This window comes from Aggregatibacter kilianii, from assembly GCF_003129965.1.
Classification (GTDB): Bacteria; Pseudomonadota; Gammaproteobacteria; order Enterobacterales; family Pasteurellaceae; genus Aggregatibacter; species Aggregatibacter kilianii_A.
The window spans coordinates 147,340-173,570 of sequence record NZ_NRCJ01000006.1 but is presented as its reverse complement, the minus strand read 5'-3'; the positions used below and the strand labels follow the sequence as shown (position 1 = coordinate 173,570).

21 protein-coding genes are annotated in these 26,231 nt (G+C 45.7%); 16 read left to right on the top strand and 5 right to left on the bottom strand.

All coding sequences use genetic code 11. From position 1 onward, the window contains the following. Positions 1 to 182: 182 nt before the first annotated feature. Positions 183 to 1,592, bottom strand: a complete 1,410-nt coding sequence (glnA, locus tag DK430_RS06190; RefSeq protein WP_109078221.1) for a type I glutamate--ammonia ligase — start codon at positions 1,590 to 1,592, stop codon at positions 183 to 185. Positions 1,593 to 1,985: 393 nt separating this feature from the next. Between glnA and typA the strand changes: the two genes are divergently transcribed. After that, a complete protein-coding gene (typA, locus tag DK430_RS06185; protein WP_109078220.1) occupies positions 1,986 to 3,836 on the top strand; it encodes a translational GTPase TypA in 1,851 nt (616 codons plus the stop codon). Positions 3,837 to 4,053: 217 nt separating this feature from the next. Then, a complete protein-coding gene (locus tag DK430_RS06180) occupies positions 4,054 to 6,738 on the top strand; it encodes an adhesin (RefSeq protein ID WP_109078219.1) in 2,685 nt (894 codons plus the stop codon). A 61-nt stretch (positions 6,739 to 6,799) separates the two neighbouring features. On the opposite strand, the gene bcp is transcribed toward DK430_RS06180, so the two are convergent. Continuing rightward, the gene (gene bcp, locus DK430_RS06175) at positions 6,800 to 7,264 is read right to left on the bottom strand and encodes a thioredoxin-dependent thiol peroxidase (protein ID WP_109078218.1); all 465 of its coding nucleotides are present in this window, start codon (positions 7,262 to 7,264) and stop codon (positions 6,800 to 6,802) included. 158 nt (positions 7,265 to 7,422) lie between these two features. On the opposite strand from bcp, the gene dapA reads away from it, so the two are divergent. The 7 genes from dapA to DK430_RS06140 all read left to right on the top strand — a co-directional run bounded on the left by dapA (position 7,423) and on the right by DK430_RS06140 (position 14,282). Continuing rightward, on the top strand, positions 7,423 to 8,316 hold the full coding sequence (dapA, locus tag DK430_RS06170; RefSeq protein WP_109078217.1) for a 4-hydroxy-tetrahydrodipicolinate synthase: 894 nt from the start codon (positions 7,423 to 7,425) through the stop codon (positions 8,314 to 8,316). Between the two features lie 112 nt (positions 8,317 to 8,428). Continuing rightward, positions 8,429 to 9,433 (top strand): NlpB/DapX family lipoprotein, encoded by a 1,005-nt coding sequence (bamC, locus tag DK430_RS06165; RefSeq protein WP_109078216.1) that lies wholly within the window; start codon positions 8,429 to 8,431, stop codon positions 9,431 to 9,433. Between the two features lie 190 nt (positions 9,434 to 9,623). After that, a complete protein-coding gene (locus DK430_RS06160; protein ID WP_109078215.1) occupies positions 9,624 to 11,141 on the top strand; it encodes an ABC transporter permease/substrate-binding protein in 1,518 nt (505 codons plus the stop codon). A gap of 10 nt (positions 11,142 to 11,151) precedes the next feature. Continuing rightward, positions 11,152 to 12,105: a zinc-binding dehydrogenase gene (locus tag DK430_RS06155; protein WP_109078214.1), complete on the top strand. Its 954-nt coding sequence runs from the start codon at positions 11,152 to 11,154 to the stop codon at positions 12,103 to 12,105. A gap of 12 nt (positions 12,106 to 12,117) precedes the next feature. Then, the gene (locus tag DK430_RS06150; protein ID WP_109078213.1) at positions 12,118 to 12,981 is read left to right on the top strand and encodes an SDR family oxidoreductase; all 864 of its coding nucleotides are present in this window, start codon (positions 12,118 to 12,120) and stop codon (positions 12,979 to 12,981) included. 5 nt (positions 12,982 to 12,986) lie between these two features. Further along, positions 12,987 to 13,427 (top strand): hypothetical protein, encoded by a 441-nt coding sequence (locus DK430_RS06145; RefSeq protein WP_109078212.1) that lies wholly within the window; start codon positions 12,987 to 12,989, stop codon positions 13,425 to 13,427. Between the two features lie 18 nt (positions 13,428 to 13,445). Then, complete coding sequence (locus tag DK430_RS06140) at positions 13,446 to 14,282, top strand: ABC transporter ATP-binding protein (RefSeq protein WP_109078211.1); 837 nt, start codon at positions 13,446 to 13,448, stop codon at positions 14,280 to 14,282. A gap of 212 nt (positions 14,283 to 14,494) precedes the next feature. On the opposite strand, the gene DK430_RS06135 is transcribed toward DK430_RS06140, so the two are convergent. Further along, on the bottom strand, positions 14,495 to 15,181 hold the full coding sequence (locus tag DK430_RS06135) for a YggS family pyridoxal phosphate-dependent enzyme (protein ID WP_109078210.1): 687 nt from the start codon (positions 15,179 to 15,181) through the stop codon (positions 14,495 to 14,497). A gap of 311 nt (positions 15,182 to 15,492) precedes the next feature. Here DK430_RS06135 and thrA point away from each other — a divergent pair, with 311 nt between their 5' ends. The 7 genes from thrA to hflC all read left to right on the top strand — a co-directional run bounded on the left by thrA (position 15,493) and on the right by hflC (position 23,705). Next, positions 15,493 to 17,940 (top strand): bifunctional aspartate kinase/homoserine dehydrogenase I, encoded by a 2,448-nt coding sequence (gene thrA / locus DK430_RS06130; RefSeq protein ID WP_109078209.1) that lies wholly within the window; start codon positions 15,493 to 15,495, stop codon positions 17,938 to 17,940. Between the two features lie 11 nt (positions 17,941 to 17,951). Further along, entirely contained in the window at positions 17,952 to 18,896 is a 945-nt protein-coding gene (gene thrB, locus DK430_RS06125) for a homoserine kinase (RefSeq protein WP_109078208.1), read from the top strand. 24 nt (positions 18,897 to 18,920) lie between these two features. Then, positions 18,921 to 19,361 carry a hypothetical protein gene (locus DK430_RS06120; protein ID WP_109078207.1) on the top strand — a complete coding sequence of 147 codons (441 nt, stop codon included), beginning with the start codon at positions 18,921 to 18,923 and terminating at the stop codon, positions 19,359 to 19,361. Between the two features lie 53 nt (positions 19,362 to 19,414). Next, positions 19,415 to 20,689, top strand: coding sequence for a threonine synthase (gene thrC / locus DK430_RS06115; RefSeq protein WP_109078206.1), 1,275 nt, complete (start codon positions 19,415 to 19,417; stop codon positions 20,687 to 20,689). Between the two features lie 57 nt (positions 20,690 to 20,746). Continuing rightward, positions 20,747 to 21,466 carry a 4'-phosphopantetheinyl transferase family protein gene (locus tag DK430_RS06110; RefSeq protein ID WP_109078205.1) on the top strand — a complete coding sequence of 240 codons (720 nt, stop codon included), beginning with the start codon at positions 20,747 to 20,749 and terminating at the stop codon, positions 21,464 to 21,466. A 95-nt stretch (positions 21,467 to 21,561) separates the two neighbouring features. Continuing rightward, entirely contained in the window at positions 21,562 to 22,818 is a 1,257-nt protein-coding gene (gene hflK, locus DK430_RS06105; protein ID WP_109078204.1) for an FtsH protease activity modulator HflK, read from the top strand. After that, positions 22,818 to 23,705 carry a protease modulator HflC gene (gene hflC, locus DK430_RS06100; RefSeq protein ID WP_109078203.1) on the top strand — a complete coding sequence of 296 codons (888 nt, stop codon included), beginning with the start codon at positions 22,818 to 22,820 and terminating at the stop codon, positions 23,703 to 23,705. The genes hflK and hflC overlap by 1 nt, the downstream gene beginning before the upstream one ends. 167 nt (positions 23,706 to 23,872) lie before the next feature. On the opposite strand, the gene tig is transcribed toward hflC, so the two are convergent. Beyond that, the gene (gene tig / locus DK430_RS06095; protein WP_109078202.1) at positions 23,873 to 25,171 is read right to left on the bottom strand and encodes a trigger factor; all 1,299 of its coding nucleotides are present in this window, start codon (positions 25,169 to 25,171) and stop codon (positions 23,873 to 23,875) included. Between the two features lie 164 nt (positions 25,172 to 25,335). After that, positions 25,336 to 26,229 carry a site-specific tyrosine recombinase XerD gene (gene xerD, locus DK430_RS06090; protein WP_109078201.1) on the bottom strand — a complete coding sequence of 298 codons (894 nt, stop codon included), beginning with the start codon at positions 26,227 to 26,229 and terminating at the stop codon, positions 25,336 to 25,338. Positions 26,230 to 26,231: the final 2 nt, after the last annotated feature.

The window sequence follows — 26,231 nt, the reverse complement described above, 5'->3', positions numbered from 1 at the left end:
TTTTAGGTTTTAAAATTTTCTTAAAAAAAACCTGCCTAAAACCTTAAATTTGAAAAAAAATTTTTTTTGGTTTTTGTATAAAAACAAAAAAAGGTGCGTAAAAAAAAACCGTTGTTTTTTGTGACCGCACTTTCTTAAAAAAATAAAGGCGGTATCAAACCGCCTTTTCTTTTTCGCTTAAATTAGTAATACATTTCAAATTCCACCGGATGCGGTGTCATGTTCAAACGCTCCACTTCTTTGCGTTTAATGCCGATAAAGGCGTTGACGAAATCTTTGGTAAACACATTACCTTGGGTTAAGAACTCAAAATCCTTTTCCAACGCATTCAAAGCGTCTTCCAAAGAGCTTGCCACAGCTGGAATCTCTTTTAATTCTTCCGGCGGCAAATCGTACAGGTTTTTATCCATGGCATCGCCCGGATGAATTTTATTCACCACGCCGTCTAAGCCCGCCATCAATAAGGCGGCAAATGCCAAATACGGGTTCGCCAGCGGATCCGGGAAGCGCGCTTCCACACGAATAGCTTTCGGGCTGGTCACTGCAGGAATGCGAATGGAGGCGGAGCGGTTACTTGCGGAATATGCCAGCAACACCGGTGCTTCAAAACCCGGCACCAAACGTTTGTAAGAGTTGGTGCTTGGGTTGGTGAAGGCATTTAAGGCTTTCGCGTGTTTGATGATCCCGCCGATGTAATACAATGCAGTTTCGGAAAGCCCGGCATATTTATCCCCTTGGAAAATATTTTTGCCGTCTTTGCTCAAGGACATATTACAGTGCATGCCGGAGCCGTTATCGCCGGTAATCGGTTTCGGCATGAAACAGGCTGTTTTGCCGTGTTCATACGCCACATTACGTACGATATATTTATAAATTTGAGTTTCGTCCGCCTTCAAGGTTAACGTATTGAATTTCGTTGCAATCTCATTTTGCCCTGCGGTGGCCACTTCGTGGTGATGCGCTTCAATCACCAAGCCCATTTCTTCCATTAACAAACACATTTCGGAACGAATGTCGTGCGCCGTATCGTTCGGCGCCACAGCGCAATAGCCGCCTTTTTTCAGCGGGCGATAGGCATTGTTGCCATCTTCATAACGTTTATTGGTGTTCCATGCCGCTTCAATATCGTCCACTTGATAAGAATTGCCGTTCATAGAGACATCAAAACGTACGTCGTCAAACAGGAAAAACTCCGGCTCCGGTCCGAAGAACACTTGATCCGCCACACCGGTAGAGCGCATGTAATTTTCTGCGCGAAGCGCGATAGAACGCGGGTCGCGATCGTAGCTTTGCATAGTGGTCGGCTCAAAAATACTACAACGAAGAGAAAGGGTCGGAATCTGTGCGAAAGGATCAACAACGGCGGTTTCGGCAATCGGCATTAATAACATATCCGCTTTATTAATCGCCTTCCAACCTTCAACGGAAGAACCGTCAAACATTTTGCCGTCTTCAAATAAATCTTCATCAATCAAATTTACCGGCAGGGAAACACCATGTTCTTTGCCTTGAATATCGGTAAAACGCAGTAATACAAATTTGATGTCATTTTTTTCAATGAGCTTGAATACATTCTCAATCGCGTTGGACATAAGTAAATCCTCTGTAATAGATGTGGGTAAAATGAAAGAAAAAAGAATGCGTGTAAAAATAGCATAACATTCATAAAATTCAAGTGGTTTTTGAATAAAAACAAACAATAAAAATAAATAATTAGATAAAATCTAAAAATCACCACAAATAACAAAATAAAAAATCAAAAATCAATCCATTCTTTATACGCGCACTATTTTATTTCACAAATTTTTAGCGGGATCACGATCACAGAATTTGTCTCTTTTCTTCTGATTTCGTTCAAATTTTCCGCCATTATTTAATAGCCGATCATGTTAAAACGTTGTATAATCTGCGCCCTTCCGCCCCCTGTAAGGCCAAAAGTGCGGTGGAAAAAATCAGAATTTTTTAACTTAGCTCAAGAACTCTCAATGACAGATCAAATAGATATTAACAAATTACGCAACATCGCTATTATCGCGCACGTTGACCACGGCAAAACCACTTTAGTGGATAAACTATTACAACAATCCGGCACATTAGAAGCGACTCGCGGCGATGCCGATGAGCGCGTCATGGACTCTAACGATATCGAAAAAGAACGCGGTATTACTATTTTGGCAAAAAATACCGCCATTAACTGGAACGGTTACCGCATTAACATCGTAGACACCCCGGGACACGCGGACTTCGGCGGCGAAGTGGAACGCGTATTATCCATGGTGGATTCCGTATTGTTGGTTGTAGATGCCTTCGACGGTCCGATGCCGCAAACCCGTTTTGTCACACAAAAAGCTTTCTCCCACGGTTTAAAACCGATTGTGGTCATCAACAAAGTTGATCGCCCGGGCGCCCGTCCGGACTGGGTTGTAGATCAAGTATTCGATTTATTCGTCAACCTTGGTGCTACCGACGAACAATTAGACTTTCCGATTATTTACGCATCCGCCTTAAACGGGGTTGCAGGCTTGGATCACGAAGATTTAGCCGCCGACATGACGCCGTTATTTGAAGCCATCGTCGAGCACGTTGAACCACCGAAAGTGGAACTTAATGCACCGTTCCAAATGCAAATTTCCCAATTGGATTACAACAGCTATGTAGGTGTTATCGGTGTGGGGCGCATTAAACGCGGTACGGTTAAACCAAACCAAAGCGTCACCATCATCGACAGCTTCGGCAAAACCCGCAACGGCAAAATCGGGCAGGTATTAGGTCACCTTGGCTTACAACGCTACGAAGAAGACATTGCCAGTGCAGGCGACATCGTGGCGATTACCGGCTTAGGCGAACTGAACATTTCCGACACCATTTGCGACATCAACAACGTAGAAGCCTTGCCGGCATTAAGCGTTGACGAACCGACCGTGACCATGTTCTTCTGCGTCAATACGTCGCCATTCTGCGGTAAAGAAGGCAAATATGTCACCTCCCGCCAAATTTTAGAACGCTTGAACAAAGAATTAGTGCACAACGTGGCATTGCGCGTGGAAGAAACCCCGAACCCGGATGAATTCCGCGTTTCCGGTCGCGGCGAATTGCATTTATCCGTATTAATCGAAAACATGCGTCGCGAAGGTTACGAATTGGCCGTATCCCGCCCGAAAGTGATTTTCAAACAAGTTGACGGACATAAACAAGAACCGTTCGAGCAAGTGACCATCGACATTGAGGAACAACACCAAGGCGCCGTGATGGAAGCCTTAGGTATCCGCAAAGGCGAAGTGAAAGACATGGTACCGGACGGCAAAGGTCGCACCCGTTTGGAATACGTCATTCCAAGCCGTGGCTTAATCGGTTTCCGTAACGAATTCATGACCATGACTTCCGGTACCGGATTGCTCTACTCCAGTTTCAGTCATTACGACGACGTGAAACCGGGCGAAATCGGTCAACGTAAAAACGGCGTGCTCATTTCCAACGCTACCGGTAAAGCCTTGGCTTACGCCTTATGGGGCTTGCAAGAACGCGGCAAACTGATGATTGATCACGGTGCCGAAGTGTACGAAGGGCAAATCATAGGCATTCACAGTCGTTCCAACGACTTAACCGTGAACTGCTTACAAGGGAAAAAACTCACCAATATGCGCGCTTCAGGTAAGGATGATGCCATTGCGTTGACGACACCAATTAAATTCAGCTTGGAACAAGCCATTGAATTTATTGACGATGACGAATTGGTGGAAATTACCCCGCAATCTATCCGAATCCGCAAAAAATTATTAACGGAAACGGATCGTAAACGTGCCAATCGAACCACCACCAGTACCAGCACGCATTAATTAATTTCTCCCCATAAAAAGTGCGGTGCGTTTTTCAAAAGTTTTGTAAAACGCACCGCACTTTTGTATTTTATTTCTATTAATATTTCCTATTAAAAATATATTTAAAAAAAAATATATTAGGAATATAATAACGCCGCTTTCATTGTATTATTTTTTAAAAGTACAGCATTATAAATATATTTAGAACTTTATTTTTAGATAAATCCTAAGCCCTATGAAAAACCTACTAAAACCTTTTCGCTATTCAATTATAGCAACCGCTATCGCACTGGTATTTAACCAACCTGCTTTTGCCTCCGATACACTTTCCCAAACAAATAATCAACAATCCTCCACGGTTAAAACTAAAGGCAAAACACAGGCTCAAAAGAAAAGTAATATTGCTAATACACCAAAAGAATCCGTTGATCCTCAGCAAGCAGAAATTCAACGGATTACATCCGAACAAAGAATTGCCCGCCAAAAAGCAGAAGCCGCACAAAAAGAAGCGGAAGCGCGCGCAATCGCTCAAATAAAAGAAAAACGTCAACAAAGTCAGGCTCAAGAAAAAGAACTCGCACAAAAAAATGCCGAACTTATTCAACGTGAATATTTAGAAGCCAAACGTAAAATTCGCGAACAAGAAGCGGCCCGCCAAAAAACCGAAGAGTATCATCAGGCAACTCAAGCCCTTGCTGCAGTAAAACTAAAAAATACAAACCAACAGCATTTAACCGACGCACAACAGAAAGCACAGGAAGAAGCTGAACGTTTGGCAAGCGAACAAGAGATTGCCCGTCAAAAAATTAAAGCGAATAAACTTCAACAAGCGATTGATGAACAAAATAAATTAGCGGAAGTTGCTCGGGTTAAACGTGCGCTTATCGAACAAAAACAAGATACACCAAATCAGCAAACCGATGAAAAACTTCGCCAACAAGCTATTGAAGAAGAACGCAGAAAAGAAGAATTGGCAAATGCAGAACGTGAGCGTTTAGAAGCGGAACGTCGTGCCCGCGAAGAAGAAATTGCGAATAAAAAAGCAGAAGAAGCGCGTAAAAAATCTGAAGAGCTTGCTCGTCGTGAACGTGAACGCCTAGCACGTGAGCAAGAAATTGCACGTCAAAAAGCGGAAGAGGAAGATCGTCAGCGTGCCCTTGAAGAGCAAAAGCTCAGAGAGGAAGCGGCTCAAATTGAGCGCGAATATAAAGAAGCCGAACGCCTCGCCCGCGAACAAGAAATCGCCCGCCAAAAAGCATCGGAAGAAGAACGTCAACGCGCAATTGAAGCGCAACGTCAGCAGGAAGAAAATGCCCGACTGGAACGTGAGCGTGCTGAACGGGAAGAAGCCCAACGTCTCGCCCGTGAACAGGAGCTCGCCCGTCAACAAAAAGCGGCGGAAGAAGAACGTCAACGCGCAATTGAAGCGCAACGTCAGCAGGAAGAAAATGCCCGACTTGAACGTAATCGTGTAGAACAGGAAGAAGCACAACGTCTCGCCCGCGAACAGGAAATCGTCTCTCAAAAAATTGAAGAAAAACCGGAGGAAAATCCTGTTATTCTTGCTCGCTCGGCTTCCTCTATGAATTTGGCTAATGACATGGAACCTTTGGATATTGAGGCAATCCATGAAGAAAATGCCGAGGTAGAGAACACAGCGGATAGTACACCAAAGGAACACCTTGAAATTACCCACAACCAATCTCTTGCCGAAACAATCGAAACAACAGAGGTTATCGTTAACGCAGATGAGGTATCCGGTGCTTCTGAAAATCCTCAACCTGTAGAAACGGTTGCACAAAATTCAGACCAAACCACAACCGAGGTCGTAGCACAGGCAGAAGGAAATCCTCAATCAGGTGACGAAGCCACCATTGCCGTTGCAAAATTATTAACTGCCGAAGTGCCTTCAGCTATGCCGGAGACTCTTGAGCCGGTCCTTACGGAAGCTGCAGTTATTAGCGAAACAGAAGTAACCTCTCAGCCTGAAGTTGTCGCCCTTGCAGAAAGCGCAGAAGCGGAAGTAGCACCGCAAGCACCAACCGCAGCCTACAATCCAAATGAAATGTTTGTAAGCAATGCGATTGTTTCCGATGCGGCAATCTTAAATGCCTTGAATTTGGATCTGTCAGGACGTTTAGACAGAAAATTAGATAGAAGTAACTTCTATCGTCCTCTAGGTGGTGTTTGGGTAGAGTATGTTAATAGTGATATGCATGGTCGTGGTGGCGATACCAAAAATTATCGCGCGAAGAGTAGCCAAATTACTTTAGGCAACGACGAAGCACAGTTGGACAATGGTGTTGTTTTAGGCGGCACATTTACTCACGCCAAAACGAACAATGAATATGGCCCGTTGAGCGGCAAAAACACGTTCACCAAAATCACAGCATACGCCAAACAAAACTTTGATGAATACAGCAAATCCATTGATATTGGTTACGGCTGGTCAAGCAGTAAAATTGGCGATAGTAAACTTAAACGTAAAATTATCAGTGTTGGTATGAACTTCGCCTACGATATTGAATTCGAGGATTTGAAAGTCACGCCAATCTGGGGCTTGCGTTACCATCACTTAAGCTCTACCGGCGGTGAAGTAAATGGCTTATCGGTCAGAAGTCCGGGCTTCAGCATGGTGGCTTACCATGCGGGGTTAAAATTCAGTAACACCTATACGGTTGACGGCATTGAAGTGACGCCTGCATTCTCAACCTACTATGTAACGACCTTAGGTAAATCCTACAACCAAAATGTTAACGGTAAAGAATTTGGCGTAAACATCGGACCTTATTGGCACAATGACGCCAGCTTAAGTATCGGTTTGCAAGATTGGAATGTATCCGCCTATGCCGGGGTAAATCAAGGCAAACACGGAGAACGCCAAAATCAACTCGGTGTAAAACTGAATTATTACTGGTAAAAACACTTAAAAAAACGACCGCACTTTTTATGCGGTCGTTTCATTTCAAGCCAAAGACACATCATTTTTGTAAATAATCCAAGACCACTTGATGATGATCCGTGGTTTTAAATTTATCAAATACTTGCTCGATTTTGCCCTGTTCATCAATTAAAAAACTAATGCGGTGAATGCCGTCAAAAGTGCGTCCCATAAACTTCTTTTCACCCCACACACCGAATTGTTCGGCAACCTGATGATCTTCGTCAGACAACAAAGTGAAGTTCAATGCTTTCTTTTCGGCGAATTGAGCCAGTTTTTTCGGGCTGTCCGGGCTGATACCTAAAATCACTACGCCTAATTTTTCCAGTTCCGTTTTGCTGTCGCGCAAACCACAGGCTTGTGTCGTACAGCCCGGCGTTAAGGCTTTCGGATAAAAATAAACCAACACTTTTCTACCTTGAAATTGTGTTAAAAACACCGTTTGGTTGTGTTGATCTAACAAGGTAAAGTGCGGTGCGTTTTCGCCAACTTTTAATGTTTCCATTTGAAATCCTTCTTAAAATACAAAAAAATAAAAAAATCTCTTGCAAATTAAGGCTATTTTAGCGATCTTAAATAGCTATTAGCAAGCAAACACAACGGTTTTCGATCCCTTTTTATTCGGATTCCGATGACAAAATAACAAATAAAACGGAGGCTTTTATGTCAAATCATCCTTTATTTCAAGGTAGTATTGTTGCGTTAGTCACACCAATGGACAGCCATGGTGAAGTCGATTTCGAAACCTTAAAAAAATTAGTGGAATTTCACATCAAGAGCGGCACTGACGCTATCGTTTCCGTCGGCACGACCGGTGAGTCCGCAACCTTAAGCATTGATGAAAATGTAAAAACCATCCTGAAGACCGTTGAATTTGCCGCAGGTCGCATTCCTGTTATCGCCGGCACCGGTGCCAATGCCACCAGCGAAGCCATCACCATGACCAAATTACTCAACAACAGCGGCATTGCCGGCTGTTTATCCGTTGTGCCTTACTACAACAAACCGACTCAAGAAGGCATGTATCAACACTTCAAAGCAATTGCCGAATGTACCGATATTCCACAAATCCTCTATAACGTACCGGGACGTACCGGTAGCGATTTATTGCCGGAAACCGTCGGTCGTCTGGCAAAAATCAGTAATATTGTGGGAATCAAAGAAGCCACCGGTGACGTAAGCCGCGTACAAAAAATCAAACAACTTGCCGGCGAAGATTTCATCATTTTAAGCGGTGATGATGCCACCGGTTTCGAAGCCATGAAATTAGGCGCAGAAGGCGTGATTTCTGTCACCAATAACGTAGCAGCGGCAGACATGGCGAAAATGTGCCATTTAGCCCGCGCCGGTAAATTTGATGAAGCGGAGCAAATTAACCAACGCCTAATGCCATTACATAAAAACCTGTTTGTAGAATCCAATCCGATTCCGGTGAAATGGGCGTGTTATAAATTAGGCTTGATCCCAGAGCCGGTTTTACGTTTGCCGCTCACCACCTTAAGCGAACAAGCTCAGCCGAAAGTGTTAGACGCATTAAAAGCCGCCGGTTTGGTTTAACACAATAATCATCAGGGTCTATACACATAGGCCCTGAACTTTTCAAGTATTATTCTGTCGAAAAAAGACAATTTTCAAGTACCATCCTAATCATGAACCAAAAGGGTAATTTATGAAAAAGTGGCTATTAACTGTCGCAATCGTCACCGTACTTACCGCCTGCTCCACCAGCAACGAAAGCAAACAACAAGCAGGCGACACCTATCAAAAATCTAACAACGAATTACCATATTTTTCGCCCTTAGCCAGTGGCGGTGTCAACTTACCGGCACAAAGCGCAGAGTATCAATTACCGCAAGTCAAAATCAGTCGAACCGACGGTGTCGATATTCGTCCGCCATCGCTGCCCTTAGCTATTATCAACAATTCCGTCACTCAGTTTGACGGCGAACGCGCACTCATCGCTTATACGCCGGACAAACAAAGCGTTTACAACCTAAAACAGGTTGAACGCCTGTTAAAAGAACAGGACATCAGCTACACTGTCGAAGGCAATAAATTAGTCACCGACTGGGCGAATACCGGTCGTGCCGATGACTTGGAAAACACCAAAATCCGTTATCAAATTGAAGAAATTAACGCGCAACACGCCAGCGCATTGGTGGTTTCCGTGCAACAAATGAAACGTGACGACACCATTTACACGCCGAACTTTACGGACAAACAACGCTATGCTTCCGATCGATTAAATCAACTGGTAGGCGAATTAAATTCTGCGTATCAAAAACAACAACAGGATCTGAACAGTGCCTCATCCTCACCAATTCAATCAGCGATCTCTACCGATTCCAACGGCAGAACCGCTTTAGTTTTAGGCACATCCTTTGATAACGCTTGGCAACGTTTAGGTTCCGCCTTGCCGAAACTGGGTTTTGAAATTAAGGAAGAAACCGGTAGCCGCGGTATTCGCGAACTGGATTACAAACCGCTCTCCGAAGAGGAATGGCGACGGGTCGGCATGCAACTACCTGACTTAGAAAAAGGCACTTACCAAATGCAGCTTGCCGCTGTCGGCAAACAAAGTGCGGTCGTTATTTCCGATGAAAATAAAAATGCCCTCTCCGGCGAACAAGCACAAATTATTTACCAAGCACTGCAAAACGTCTTGGCAAAATAATTTCTGTCATCTCTCTCCGAAACGCCACTTTGATGAAAAGTGGCGTTTTTCTTTTTCCGTTGAGATGTAGAAATGATGTAAAACATCCCGAAAAACGACCGCACTTTATTATGTCTATTGACGAACCCCATTTCCCTTATCGCCTCAAAACCGATACAATCCAAATACTCTCAGTTTTAAGGACGAATCTATGTTTGAAACGCTCCCCTTCACCTTGTCTGAAGTCAGCGCCATGTTGCTCACCCACCTTTGGCTTTCGCTGTTGGCATTACTTGCCGCCGTGGCGATTGCCGTGCCTGCCGCCGTGTTGTTATCGCGGAAACGTCATCTGGCAGAACTGGTGTTGCAATTCACCAATGTTTTGCAAACCATTCCATCTCTGGCGTTACTTGGTTTGCTCATCCCTTTCGTCGGCATCGGTTCAGCACCTGCGCTTATCGCGCTGACGCTGTATGCACTACTCCCGATTTTCCAAAACACCTATCTGGGCTTAAGCCAAATCGACCAATCCATTCAAGATGCTTACACCGCCTTTGGCTTATCCCGCTGGCAATCCTTGTGGCGCATTGAACTGCCGATGGCGTTACCGGCAATGATGTCGGGCATCCGCACCGCCGCAGTGTTGATTATCGGCACGGCAACCTTGGCGGCGCTGATTGGCGCGGGGGGATTGGGCAATCTGATTTTGCTCGGGATCGATCGCAATAATATGGTGATGATGTTTACCGGCGCGTTGCTTTCAGCCTTACTCGCCATTGGTGTGAGTGGGTTCATCGGCATTTTGCAAAAAACTCGCCATAAAAAACCCCTTGTCATCGCCTTAATCTTAGGGCTAAGTGCGGTTGGTTTTTCACAAGTTTCTTCGGTAATGTCAGGCAACACGCCAACACAAAAAGTCGTGATTGCAGGCAAACTCGGGAGCGAACCCGATATTCTGATTAATCTATATAAGCAGTTGATTGAGCAAGAAAATCCTTATATTCAGGTGGAACTTAAACCGAATTTCGGCAAAACCGCCTTCTTATTTAATGCCTTAAACAGCGGCGAAATTGATATTTACCCCGAATTTACCGGCACGGTGTTGGAAACCTTGGTGCAGGTTCCTAATGAACAGAAAAACCGTCATATTTCCCCTGAAGCCACCTATCAGCTTGGCAAACAATTATTGGCGGAACAATTCCATCTTACGTTGCTACCGCCAATGGCATATCAAAACACCTACGCGCTAGCGGTAAAAGAAAGCTATGGCGAAGCGCATCAACTGCGCACCATCAGCGAATTACGTAACGTCGAAAACCAAATTCGCGCGGGCTTTACCTTAGAATTTCTTGACCGCGCCGATGGCTACAAAGGCATGAAGGCTCAAGGCATTGTGCTTAAAAACATCGCCACCCTTGAGCCTGCACTGCGTTACACCGCGTTGCTGAATAACAAAATTGATTTAATCGAAGCCTATTCCACCGATGCGGAACTGAAACAATATCAGCTTCGCTTGCTGAAAGATGACATCAATTTATTCCCCGCTTACCAAGGCGCACCACTCATGCGTGCGGACTTTGCCGCCAAAAATCCGCAAATTTTGACCGCACTTAACCGCCTCGCCAACCGCATTTCCGAACAAGAAATGAGCGAAATGAATTATCGGGTGAAAGTGCAGGGAGAAAGTGCGGAAGCTGTGGCGAGAGAATATTTGGACAAAATGAAGTAGAGGGAAAAATATGAAAGCCATCAAAATTTATGAACCCGGCTCTCCCGACAAACTCATCTACCAAGAAGTGCCGACACCGCAAGTCAAAAACGGTTGGTCGTTGGTTAAAGTCAAAGGCTTCGGTATCAATCATTCGGAAATTTTTACCCGCGAAGGGAAATCGCCAAGTGTGCAATTTCCCCGAATTTTAGGAATTGAATGCGTGGGCGAAGTGACAGAAAGCACCACATCTGCACTTCAAGTTGGGCAAAAAGTGATTTCCATTATGGGCGAAATGGGGCGCGCGTTTGACGGCAGTTATGCGGAATATGTACTACTACCCAACGAGCAAATTTACCCGATTGAAACCCATCTGGACTGGACAACGCTTGCCGCCATTCCCGAAACATATTACACCGCCTTTGGCTCAATGCAACAATTACGCATTGAACCCAAAGAGTGTGTATTGGTACGTGGCGCAAGCAGTGGCGTGGGCGTGGCATTTGCTCAGCTGCTCAAAGCGCAATTTCCGCAGATAGTTTTACACGGTAGCACAAGAAATTCAGCAAAAGCCGAACGCCTACTGTCGGTCGGATTTGATCAAATCATTGTAGAAACGAACGGCGTACTGCAAACAGAACACACCTACGACAAAATCCTTGAACTGGTAGGGCCCGCAACACTGCGTGATTCTTTCAAGCACATCAATGAAAACGGCATGATTTGTAGCACAGGACAACTCGGCAATCAATGGTATCTCAACGAATTCGACCCGATTATTGAGCTTAAACACAACAGCTATCTCACCACTTTTTATTCAGGCTTGGTTTCGCAAGAACGATTGGAAAAAATGTTCCGTTATATCGAACAATTTAACGTGAACATTCTGATTGAACGCGTGTTTAACCTAGAACAAGTGCCGGAAGCGCACCGGTTTTTACAAAGTGCGACAGGCTTTGGTAAAGTGGTTGTCATCAACGAATAACGGGAGAACAACATGAACATTGCAATTACAGGCGCAAGCGGAAATATCGGTGGCATGGTGGCACGCCATTTAAGCGAACGCGGCTTTTCATTGATTTTGCCGTTACGCAATCCTGCCAAAGCGCCGAATTTACCCAACATGGAAACCCGACGTTTTAGCTATGGCGATTTTGAACTGGCGAAAACTGCTTTGAGCGGCGTGGATTTGCTGTTTATGGTGTCGGCGGCGGAAAGCCCGACGCGCGAGCAGGAACATTTAACCCTAGTGCGTGCCGCCGAAGCGGCAGGTGTGCAACATCTGGTTTATCTTTCCTTTGCCGGCGCGTCGTTAGACAGCACTTTTACACTGGCGCGCACCCACGCCGTGACCGAAAATGCAATTCGTCAAACAGCAATGCATTACACCTTCCTACGCGATAATTTTTATAGCGAAATGATGGCGCACCTTGCCAATGCGGAAAATGTGATTGCCGGCCCTGCGGAAAATGGGCGCGTGGCGTGCGTATCACAAAAAGACGTCTCAGAAGCGACGGCAAATGTGTTGACGGACATCGCCCGAAAAAACACCGTACATTCCGACCGCACTTATACGCTTACAGGCAGTGAATCCCTCAACTTTAGTCAAATTGCCAATATGTTGACGACAATCACCGGCAAGACTTATCGCTATCACAACGAAACCTTGGACGAAGCCTTCGCCAGCCGCAAACACGACTATCCCGACACCCCCGACTGGCAAATCGAAGCCTGGGTTTCCACTTACACAGCAATCGCCAAAGGCGAACTGGCGGAAGTTTCCCCCGATTTAGCGCAATTGCTAGGACGGGTGCCACTTCGTTTCGAACAAGTAGTTAACTATATTTATTCCGAGAGATAACGATTATGACAAAATTAGAAATTATTGAAGAAATAGAGAAACTTAATTTTTCTATAACGAATTACCACACAAGACTAAATGATGAGTCTGTTTGGTTATTTTTAGCTACCTTGGGGTGCTATGGTGTGTCACCATGGTGGGTGAAAATAATTGCTTTGATATTTGTATTCATACTATTCGCAAATAAAGTTGCTAAATTCCGAAAAGAAGAAATTCCATTTGGTAGCAAGCTGTACTCTTATTCTGAATATATAACTTATATAGATGTTCTTATAGATAAACATTTACAAAATGATGAGAAAAAAGAATGTCTCCAAAGATTGGGTGAGTGTAATCAATTAATTTCTTTAAAGTCCCTTCTTTCTAAAAGAAATCTAATTTTTTTAATGTGCTTTATATTTTGGATGATTACAGCGCTTGTATTTATGTCAGAGCTAGTCGTATAGTTTTTACTGGAAAAATTTATGAATATCCAAACTTCTCCTTTTATCGAATTTCGCGGCGCAGGCAAGCATTATGACGGGCAATATGCGGTGCAGGATCTCAATCTCACCATTTATCAAGGCGAGTTTTTCGTGTTGGTGGGCGGTTCGGGCAGCGGCAAATCCACCACCTTGCGTATGATTAATGCGTTGACCGAACCCACGGACGGCAACGTGTATTTTCAAGGCAAACGGATTAAGGATTATGACATCCGCACGCTTCGCCACAGGATTGGCTACGTGTTGCAACAAATCGCCCTGTTTCCGACCATGACCGTGGCACAAAATATCGCGTTGATGCCGGACATTCTTGGTTGGTCAAAAGGCGAACGCAAAGCCCGCGTGAATGCGTTGTTGGAATTGGTGGATTTACCGCCCGAGCAATACCGACAGCGCTATCCCCATGAATTGTCCGGAGGTGAACAACAGCGTATCGGCATTCTTCGCGCCATTGCCGCCAAGCCGGATTTATTGCTGATGGACGAGCCATTTTCTGCGTTGGATCCGCTGGTGCGTACGACCTTGCAAGATCAAATTTCTATGATCCACAAAAAATTCGGCACGACCATCGTGTTTGTCACCCACGATATGCAGGAAGCATTGAAATTGGCGTGTCGAATTGGGGTGATGCACAACGGCAAACTGGTGCAAGTGGGCACATCCAATGAAATTCAGCAACAACCCGCCAATGATTATGTAAAATCCCTTTTCGCCCCGGCTGAACAGGCGTTAACGGCAGACAAAGTGATTATGCAATATCAACAATTAAGCAAGTCCGAACAGGCTAGTGTACGGAAAAGGCTGGCGCAGGAGGGCTAAAAGTGCGGTCACACAAAAAATTATATTTTTTGAATGTTGGCTCTGCCAACAGCCCCGTTAGGGGTGAACAAGTAAGCCTGCTTACTTGTGAATAAAATCCAACGGATTTTTGAACGTTGGCTTTGTCTACCGCTCCAACGGGGGTGAACAATTGAACTTGATTCGATTGAGTAATTTTGGGGTGTTTTACCCTGACCGCATTTTTAACACAATTAGACGCGCTTACCAAAAATCGCCGTACCCACGCGCACCATGGTGGAACCGCATTTAATGGCGGTTTGCATATCATCGGTCATGCCCATGGATAACGTATCGATTTGCGCCTTCGGCAAGGCTTGTTTTAACTGTTCGAACAATGACCGCATTTGATGGAACGTATTTTCCTGTTGCGCCACATCGTCGGTGGGTTCGGGAATCGCCATCAAACCGCGCAAACGTAAGTGCGGTAGATTTTCCACGTGTTTTGCAAGGGGAAGGATTTCCTCGGGCTGAACGCCGGATTTGCTGGCTTCATTGCTGATATTCACCTGAATTAACACATTTAACGGCGCTTTGTGCGGCGAGCGTTGTTCATTTAAACGATCGGCGATTTTGGCGCGTTCAAGGGTTTGCATCCAGTCGAAATGTTCTGCCACCAAACGGGTTTTATTGGACTGCAACGGTCCGATAAAATGCCATTCCAAGTGGATATTATGCTGTTGGCAATATTGAATTTTTTCCACGCCTTCCTGCACATAATTTTCCCCGAATGCTGTTTGCCCCGCTTGATGCGCCGTTAATATATCTTCAACGGGTTTGGTTTTGGAAACGGCCAGCAATTTGACCGCACTTTTTGTCTCGGAAGCCGCTTCGCATTGTGCAATTTGCTGCCGAATGCGGGCAATATTTTCTGCAATCATATTCTCTCCTTTGAATCAAAATACCCGGCAATTTTACCTCAACTAAAAAAGTTAGAAAATAATCCAAAATTCGCTGATTTCTGTTTGACAAGTAAATAAAATTTCGGTATTTCTAAGCACATTCTTTTTTCACGCAAAAACACCATGAAAAACAACCGCACTTTTATGATTATGCCAACCACCATGATTATTACCATTACGATGATTAATGGGGCGGGCTAGTGCGTTAAAGAACAAAATTCATAAACCCGCATCTCCAAAGAGCGGGTTTTTTTATGCAAATTCAAACATCACATTATCAGGAGAATATCATGCGCGTACTTAAATTTGGGGGCACTTCGTTAGCCAATCCGGAACGGTTTTTACAGGCGGCTGAAATCATTGAAAAAGCCCATTTGGAAGAGCAGGCGGCGGGCGTTTTATCGGCACCTGCGAAAATCACCAACCATCTTGTCGCCCTTTCCGAAAAAGCCAGTTTAAACCAACCCACCGATTCCCATTTCAACGAAGCATTAGATATTTTCTACACCATCATTAACGGCTTACACGCCAAAAACAACAACTTCGACCTTGCCGGCACCAAACACATCATCGACCAAGAATTTCAACAAATCGCTTCTTTATTGGAAAAAATCCGTCAGGACGGCAAAGTGGAAGATGCCATCAAAGCCACTATCGACTGTCGCGGTGAAAAACTGTCCATCGCCATGATGAAAGCTTGGTTTGAAGCTAACGGTTATGGTGTTCATGTCGTTGATCCGGTCAAACAATTACTCGCACAAGGTAGCTATTTGGAGTCATCCGTAGATATTGAAGAATCCACCAAGCGCGTAGATGCAAAATCCATCGGCAAAGACAAAGTGGTGTTAATGGCGGGCTTTACCGCCTGTAACGATCAAGGCGAATTGGTGTTATTGGGGCGTAACGGTTCCGACTACTCCGCCGCTTGCTTAGCCGCTTGTTTGGGTGCCAGCGTATGCGAAATCTGGACGGACGTTGACGGCGTTTATACCTGCGACCCACGCTTAGTACCGGATGCGCGCCTATTGCCAAGTCTGTCTTATCGCGAAGCCATGGAGCTTTCTTATTTTGGCGCCAAAGTCATTCACCCACGCACCATCGGTCCGTTAGTGCGTCCGAATATCCCGTGCTTAATTAAAAACACCGGCAATCCCGGCGCGCCGGGCTCTATTATCGCCGGTGACATTAAATCCGAAGGTTTGCAGGTGAAAGGCATTACCAATTTGGATAATGTGGCAATGTTCAACGTGTCCGGCCCGGGCATGCAAGGCATGGTCGGCATGGCGTCCCGCGTGTTTTCTGCCATGTCCAACGCCAAGGTGTCGGTCATTTTAATCACCCAATCTTCTTCCGAATACAGTATCAGCTTCTGCGTGCCGGTGAAATCCGTGGACGTTGCATTAAAAGCCTTGGAAGCGGAATTTGCGCAGGAATTGAAAGCCCATCAATTGGATCCGATTGAAGTCATCAAAGATTTATCCATTATTTCCGTGGTAGGCGACGGTATGCGTCAAGCCAAAGGCATTGCCGCCCGCTTCTTCTCTGCATTGGCACAAGCCAACATCAGCATTAACGCCATTGCACAAGGTTCTTCCGAACGTTCCATTTCTGCCGTGGTGGCGCAAAATAAAGCCATTGAAGCGGTCAAAGCCACGCATCAAGCGTTATTTAACAATAAAAAACTCGTTGAAGTGTTTCTCGTGGGCGTCGGCGGTGTGGGCGGCGAATTGATCGAACAAATCAAACATCAAAAGGAATATCTGGCAAAGAAGGACATTGAAATCCGCGTTTGCGCCCTCGCCAACTCCAATAAAATGTTACTCAATGAAAACGGCTTGAATTTAGATCATTGGCAAGCGGATTTAGAAAATGCGACTCAGCCTTCAGATTTTGATGTGTTGCTGTCTTTCATCAAATTACATCATGTCGTAAATCCTGTTTTCGTCGATTGCACGTCGGCAGAATCCTTGGCGAGTCTATACGAACGCGCCTTGGCAGAAGGATTCCATGTGGTCACCCCGAATAAAAAAGCCAATACCCGCGCCTTGGACTATTACCACAAACTGCGCGAATTGGCACATAAAAACCAGCGTAAATTCCTGTATGAAACCAACGTAGGCGCCGGTTTGCCGGTCATCGAAAATCTGCAAAATCTACTTGCTGCCGGTGATGAAGTGGAACGCTTCGACGGCATTTTATCCGGCTCTCTGTCCTTTATTTTCGGCAAATTAGAAGAAGGGCTAACGCTGTCCCAAGCCACCGCCCTTGCCCGTGAAAAAGGCTTTACCGAGCCGGATCCGCGTGACGATCTTTCCGGTCAGGACGTTGCCCGCAAGTTACTGATTTTAGCGCGCGAAAGCGGTTTGGAACTGGAATTGGAAGACGTCGAAGTGGAAGGTGTACTACCGAAAGGCTTTGCTGAAGGGAAATCCACCGAAGAATTTATGGCAATGTTGCCGCAACTGGACAGTGAATTTAACGCCCGCGTGGAAAAAGCCAAAGCGGAAGAAAAAGTCTTACGTTATGTGGGACAAATCGAAAACGGCAAATGTAAAGTATCTATTATGGAAGTGGGCAAAGACGATCCGCTCTACAAAGTGAAAAACGGTGAAAACGCCCTTGCATTTTATACTCGTTATTATCAGCCGATTCCGTTATTATTACGCGGCTACGGCGCCGGCAATGCAGTCACAGCCGCCGGGATTTTCGCCGATATTTTAAGAACCTTGAAACACTAAACGGAGCCCCCATGTTACGAATCTATGCGCCGGCATCCAGCGCCAATATCAGTGTCGGTTTCGACACGCTGGGTGCGGCAATTTCGCCGATTGACGGCTCGTTATTGGGCGATGTGGTACAAATCGAACCTATCGCCAACGGTTTTGAGCTGGAAAGTGCGGGTTATTTTGTGCGTAAATTGCCGAAAGAGCCGCAAAAAAACATCGTTTATCAGGCGTATGTGTTATTCAGCGAACAGCTCAAATTGCGTAATGTTAAAGTGAAACCGTTGCGTCTGACCTTAGAGAAAAATATGCCGATCGGTTCCGGTTTAGGCTCCAGTGCCTGCTCCATCGTCGCGGCGCTGGTGGCGTTGAACAAATACCACAATGAGCCGTTTTCCAAAATGGAATTGTTGGAAATGATGGGCGAACTGGAAGGTCGGATTTCCGGTTCTATCCATTATGATAATGTAGCGCCTTGTTATTTAGGCGGCGTACAATTTATGGTGCAGTCCCTCGGTAACATTTGCCAAAAATTGCCGTTTTTCGATAACTGGTATTGGGTTCTGGCGTATCCGGGCATTGAAGTGTCCACCGCCGAAGCCCGCGCCATTTTGCCGAAAAGCTATACCCGCCAGGATGTCATTGCGCACGGCCGCCATCTCGGCGGATTCGTGCATGCTTGCCACACGCAACAGGAAAATCTGGCGGCAATGATGATGAAAGATGTGATTGCAGAGCCTTATCGTGAAGCCTTATTACCGAATTATGCGGAAGTAAAACAGGCGACCCGCGACCTAGGTGCGTTAGCCACGGGCATTTCAGGCTCCGGCCCGACGATTTTTGCCATCGCACCGGATTTAATTCATGCGACAAAACTCGCCACCTATTTAGAGAACCATTATTTACAAAACAATGAAGGCTTTGTACATATCTGCAAGGTCGATAATGCCGGCGCCCGAGAGTTGGGCTAACCGGCAACGATAACAGGATAAAAAATGAAAAAAATTCTTACCGCACTTTTTTGCAGTTGCCTTATTTCCCCGTTCGCAAACGCCGAAGCCTTAGCTGACGGCTTGCCGCCACAAGTAGCGGGTGATTATGTCTTATTAGATCCGCATCAAAATAATACCGATGTGCAATTTCGTTTAAAACTTAAAGGAAAACAATGGCTGGCGGATGGCTCCCAAAATGCCGGGAAAAGTTGGTCTCCGGTGTGTGAAGCCAACGGTGAATGTAAACTGGAAACTTCCTCTAAAGCGCAAATCGAAAACTTCTTCGAGCAATACCCGCATGTATTAAGCCGCGCCGACGTAAGTTGCATTCACAATATGGCATTCGCCTTCTGCGGATTAACCGTAGATAAAAGAACTGATTATGTGATGCTCGCATTGGTGACCAATCCGCCGCAAATCATGCCGTATAACCGAATTAAGTAACTTCCCATAACGGTAGAAAACCTGCCGTTAATGTCAACGTCACGGAATTAACCATGAATTTATACAACATCAAACACCCCGAAGAACAAGTAAATTTCGCCCAAGCGGTACGCCAAGGGTTGGGCAAAGATCAGGGCTTATTTTTCCCGCAAAACATACCGCACTTAAGCAACATCGACGAACTGTTGGCATTGCCGTTAGTTGAACGCAGCCAAAAAATTCTCGGTGCCTTAATCGGCGATGAAATCCCACAGGCGCAACTTGAACAAATGGTACGCAACGCCTTCACATTCCCGGCGCCCGTGGTGCAAGTGGAAGATAATATTTATGCGCTAGAATTGTTCCACGGACCGACACTTGCCTTTAAAGACTTCGGCGGACGTTTCATGGCACAAGCGCTTGCCACCGTGCGCGGTGACGGCAAAATCACCATTTTAACGGCGACTTCCGGCGACACCGGTGCTGCTGTTGCCCACGCGTTCTATGGTTTAGAAAATATTGAGGTGGTGATTTTATATCCGAAAGGCAAAATCAGCCCGTTACAAGAAAAACTCTTCTGTACCCTTGGCGGCAATATTCGTACCGTCGCCATCAACGCCGATTTCGACGCTTGCCAAGCCTTAGTAAAACAAGCCTTTGACGATGCGGAATTACGCCAAGCCATCGGCTTAAATTCTGCCAACTCCATCAATATCAGCCGTTTGTTGGCGCAAGTGTGCTACTACTTTGAAGCGGCAGCGCAATTACCAAAAGAAAAACGCGATAATTTAGTTGTTTCCGTGCCAAGCGGTAACTTCGGCAACCTGACCGCAGGCTTAATCGCCAAAACCCTCGGTTTACCGATTAAACGCTTCATCGCCGCCACCAACGCTAACGACACCGTGCCGCGTTACTTACACAGCGGAAACTGGTCGCCGAATGCCACCGTTGCTACCCTTTCCAACGCCATGGACGTGTCCCGCCCGAACAACTGGCCGCGCGTGGAAGAATTATTCAAACGTAACAGTTGGGCGTTAAACGAATTGCATTCCGCCGCCCTTTCTGACGCGCAAACGGAAGACACCTTGCGTGCCATGAATCAACTTGGCTATTTGTGCGAACCGCACGGCGCCGTGGCATATGAAGTGCTAAAACAGGATTTGCTGGCGGGCGAAACCGGCTTATTCCTGTGCACCGCGCACCCGGCAAAATTCAAAGAATCCGTTGAACGCATTTTGGATGTCACCCTGCCGTTGCCGGAAGCCTTGGATAAACACAACAAACTGCCGTTGTTATCGGACGAAATGGATAACGATTTTGCGCAGTTAAGAGCTTATTTGTTGAAATAAAGCGAAAAAGTGCGGTAACAAAATTCAACGGATGTTAACCGCACTTTTCTTATCATCATGACAACGCTAATCGCCTGGGGAAGCATTCACACTCCGTTTCCTTTTCGTGAAATCCCTGCCGAACTCGTGCCGGCAAATTTACTGACATTACACAGCGATAACCCGCGCGTGCAGCAACGCTGGCAATGTCGTCGTTTAGCGCATTTTCTATTATGGCAGTTATTAAAAACAGCAGGAAAACCGACCGCACTTTTAGGCCAAATTTCCCGCACACCGAGCGGTCGTCCGCAATTTCCGTCTTCCGATATTGATTTTAATATCAGCCATTCCGGCGATTGGGTCGCCGTAATTTTACATATTAACCATAACGGCGAAAAAAGTGCGGTAGGAATCGACATCGAATCGCCACGTAAAGAACGCCCTTATTTCGCCTTGTTGGAGCATTTTGCGCCCGCTGAAGAAATCCGTTGGTTTCAGCAACATCCGGATCCAAAATCCGCGTTTTACCGTATTTGGTGCTTACGTGAAGCCGTGCTGAAATCCCAAGGCGTCGGCATTGTGAAATTATCGGAAGTCACTCACCAACCTGAAACCTTGCAGATTTCCTCCGACCATTGCCCGCGCGGACAATTGGTTTTTACGGACGAACTGCCTTTTTATCTGGCGTTTTTCGTTAATCAAAACCCGCCAAATTCATTACGTTATTTTGTTTGGAACGGCAAACAGCTCGACACGCAAAATCTTTTTCAAAAAATTCTCTACGATGTAAATAGTTAGCCCTTTAAAATCCGCTAATTACCCCCATTAATGATTAGACTTAACACTCGATTTTGTTTAGACTTGTAACAATTTTTTGACAAACGGAGAAAGCAATGTCGTTAAACGGTTCAGATCAGGATCCTTGGGGCAAACCAAAGCAAAACGGGCAATCGTCAGAAAACAATTCGTCCGATAAAAATGAAGGTCAGTCCAATTGGGATCGTTCGTCCAACTCACAAAAAAAGAATGAGCAATCGCCGCCGGATTTAGAAGAAATTTTCAACAATTTATTGAAAAAAATGGGTGGTAAGGGTTCGAAAAACAGCAACTCAAACTATTCAAATCTGCCTTCCGGCTTGGGTAAATTATTGCCTATCGCCATTGCGGCAGGCGTCATTTTATGGGGCGCCAGCGGTTTTTATACTATCAAGGAAGCGGAGCGCGGTGTGGTGTTGCGTTTGGGACAATTCCATTCTATCGAACAGCCCGGTTTAAACTGGAAGCCGACTTTTATTGATCGCGTCATTCCGGTCAACGTGGAACGCGTACAGGAATTAAAAACGCAAGGTTCCATGCTCACTCAGGATGAAAACATGGTGAAAGTGGAAATGACCGTGCAATATCGCGTACAAAATCCTGAAAAATACCTGTTCAGCGCAGTTAACGCCAACGACAGCTTAAATCAAGCCACCGACAGTGCGTTGCGTTATGTGATCGGTCACATGACCATGAACGATATTTTAACCACCGGTCGTTCCGTCGTACGTGAAAACACCTGGAAAGCCTTAAATCAAATTATCGAGCCGTACGACATGGGATTGGAAGTCATTGACGTAAACTTCCAGTCCGCCCGTCCGCCGGAAGAAGTGAAAGACGCTTTCGACGACGCCATTAAAGCGCAAGAAGACGAACAACGTTACATTCGCGAAGCGGAAGCCTATGCCCGCGAGAAGGAACCAATTGCGCGCGGTAACGCCCAGCGTATTCTAGAAGAAGCGACCGCGTATAAAGATCGTGTGGTATTGGATGCGAAAGGGGAAGTGGAGCGTTTCCAGCCGCTGTTGCCTGAATTCAAAGCGGCACCGGATGTGTTCCGCGAGCGTTTGTATATTCAATCCATGGAAAAAGTGATGGCGAATACGCCGAAAGTCATGTTGGATGCCGCAAACGGCAATAACTTAACCGTGTTGCCGCTGGAGCAATTGCTCAAAGGAAAACAAATGAATTCCGCTGAAATCAATAATAGTGAGGAAACCCAACAAAGTGCGGTCAATTCTGCGCCTGTTTCCCGCACTGAAAATCGGGCAAACACGCCAAACCGTCCGATGGAAACCAGAAACGAAAATAGCCGCCAAGGGAGATTTAACTAATGCGTAAACTGTTATTACCTGCCATTTTAGTTATTGTCGCTGTCGTCTATTCCAGTATTGTGGTGGTCACCGAAGGAACACGTGGCATTATGTTACGTTTCGGTAAAGTACAGCGTGACGCCGACAACAAAGTCACCATTTATACCCCGGGATTACATTTTAAGATTCCATTTATCGATAACTTAAAAGTGCTTGATGCGCGTATTCAAACCCTAGACGGACAAGCGGATCGCTTCGTCACTGTGGAGAAAAAAGACCTTTTGGTGGATTCCTATGTGAAATGGCGGATCAACGATTTCGGTCGTTTCTTCACCACAACCGGTGGCGGTGATTACGCACAAGCCGCCAACTTACTACGCCGTAAAGTCAACGACCGTTTGCGTTCGGAAATAGGTTCCCGCACTATTAAAGACATCGTATCCGGTACACGTGGCGAGCTGATGGCGGGTGCAAAAAAAGCCCTCAATAGCGGACAAGACAGTACCGCTGAGCTGGGCATTGAAGTGTTAGACGTGCGTATTAAACAAATTAATTTGCCGGATGAAGTATCCTCCTCCATCTACCAACGTATGCGTGCGGAACGTGATGCGGTCGCCCGTGAACACCGTTCGCAAGGTAAAGAAAAAGCGGCGTTTATTCAGGCGGATGTAGATCGTAAAGTGACATTGATTATCGCCAACGCAGAAAAAACCGCACAGGAATTGCGCGGTAACGGCGACGCTACAGCAGCCAAAATCTTTGCCGATGCCTTCGGTAAAGAACCTGAGTTTTACAGTTTCATTCGTAGCTTGAAAGCCTATGAAGGCAGCTTCGCCAATTCAGACAATTTGTTGATTTTAAAACCGGACAGCGATTTCTTCCGTTTTATGCAATCACCAAGTAAATAAATTTTAAATATGAAAAAGGGGGTATCTTCAGATACCCTTTTTTATTGCCGGTTGAAACCTAGCAATTAGACTCACAAGACAAAAAAATACCTCGATATTCGTCGAGGTATTCACTAAAAAACACTTAAATTTTCGACCGCACTTTTTGCGGAGAATAACGGAAAATATTAAGCTTGCGGATTCATGATCTCATCAAAAGTTGCCGCTTTTTCGGTAACTTGCGCTTTAGCCAGCACTGCGTCAACTGCTTGTTCTTCCAATACAACGTTACGAATATTGTTCATTAATTCGTTGTTTTTGCTGTAGTATTCAACCACTTCAGCAGGTTGTTCGTAAGCAGATGCAATGTCTTCGATCATGGCTTTCGCACGTTTTTCATCGGATTTTAATTCGTTGGAAGCAATCACTTGCGCTAACAATAAACCGACCAATACGCGGCGTTTCGCTTGTTCTTCAAACAATTCTCGCGGCAATTGCGCCACTTGTTGTGCGTTACCGCCGAAGCGTTGTGCCGCTTGTTGACGCAATACGTCAATTTCTTGATCAACTGCTGCGCTTGGTACGTCAATTTGGTTTTGTTCAACTAAACCATCGATTACTTGGTTTTTCACGCGAGTCGTTAACGCATTTTTCAATTCGCGTTGCATGTTTTTACGAATTTCGCTGCGTAAATCAGCAACAGACTTGGTGTTCGGACCGAATTTCGCAACGAATTCATCAGTCAACTCAGGCAATACCATCACTTCAACTTTCTTCAAGGTAATGTCGAATTTCGCCGCTTTGCCTTTTAATTTTTCAGCGTGGTATTCTTCCGGGAAAGTCACGTCGATAGTAAATTTATCACCGGCTTTGTGACCTACGATGCCTTCTTCAAAGCCCGGAATCATGCGACCTTGTCCCATGAATAAAACGAAATCTTCGGATTTTCCGCCTTCGAATTCTTCGCCGTCAACAGAACCCACGAAATCGATGGTGACACGATCTTCCGCTTTTGCGGCATCTTGGGTTTCGGACCAAGTGGCTTGTTGTTTGCGTAACACTTCAACCATTTTGTCAACATCAGCTTCGGAGATTTCAACAACCGGTTTTTCCACTTTGATATTTTCTAAACCTTTTAATTCAACTTCAGGATACACTTCAAAGGTTGCGCTGAATTTTAATTCTTTACCGTCTTCAAATTGTTCAACAGTGAAGCTTGGGCGACCTGCCAAGTTAACTTTGTTTTCAATAACCGCTTGGAAGAAATGTTTTTGTAATAAATCGCCTAAAATGTCTTGACGAACGGAAGCGCCGAAACGTTTTTCAATGATTTGCGGAGGGACTTTACCTTTACGGAAACCGTCAACACGTGCGTTTTTGGCAACGCGTTTTAATTCTTCGCGTACAGCCTGACTAACGGTTTCAGCCGGAACGGTGATGGTTACACGACGCTCTAAACCTTGAGTCGTTTCAATATTTAATGACATTATGATGTTACCTCAAATTGATGCACTCGGCGAATGCTCACACCGAACACGTTATTAATAGAAAATAAGACGATGAATTATAACGGGACAAAGGCTTTGCGTCGAGGAAATGCGCAATAAAAGCGCATAATTGATTAAAAAATATTCGATTTATTCGCACAAAATTAGCCACGCGGATGATAGCGTTCGTGCAGACGTTTTAAGCGTTCTTTCGCCACATGAGTATAAATCTGCGTGGTGGATAAATCGCTGTGCCCTAGCAACATTTGCACCACGCGCAAATCTGCGCCGTGATTCACCAAATGGGTGGCAAATGCGTGGCGTAAAACGTGCGGCGATAGCATGTCGCTATCAATTTCCGCTAATACGGCATAATGCTTAATCCGATACCAGAACGTCTGACGCGTCATTTGCGTACCGCGTCGGCTCGGGAACAACACGTCGGAACTTTGCCCGTCCAACAGCATCGGGCGGGCGTATAACATAAACTGCTTCACCCAATGGGTCGCTTCCTCCCCCATGGGCACAATGCGCTCTTTGTTGCCTTTGCCGATGACCCGCACCACGCCTTGATTCAGGCTAAGGCTGTCGGTGTGCAACGAAACCAATTCCGTGACCCGTAGCCCCGTGGCATATAACAGCTCCAACATCGCCTTATCACGTAGCTCAATGGGCTGTTCCAGGCTTTGCACGTTCAACAAATCCGTCACTTGTTGTTCGGTTAAATATTTCGGCAGACGGCTTGGCAATTTGGGCGAACTCAGCACCGCACTTGGATCGTCCGTGCGATATTTTTCCTGATACAAATATTGAAAAAGCTTGCGGATAGCACTGAGCAATCGTGCCGTGCTGGTGGCTTTGTAGCCCTGTTCAACCCGCTCGCCCAAAAACGTTTGCAAATCCACCGCATCCAAGCCGAGCAAGGACAAATTGCGCTCGCCCAGCCAATCGCACAGTGCGGTCAGATCCAGCCGATAAGATTGCACGGTATTCGGCGACAACCCTTTACCAATCCAAAGCTCATTCAGGAATAAATCCAGCAACGCAAGGTTATTCATGT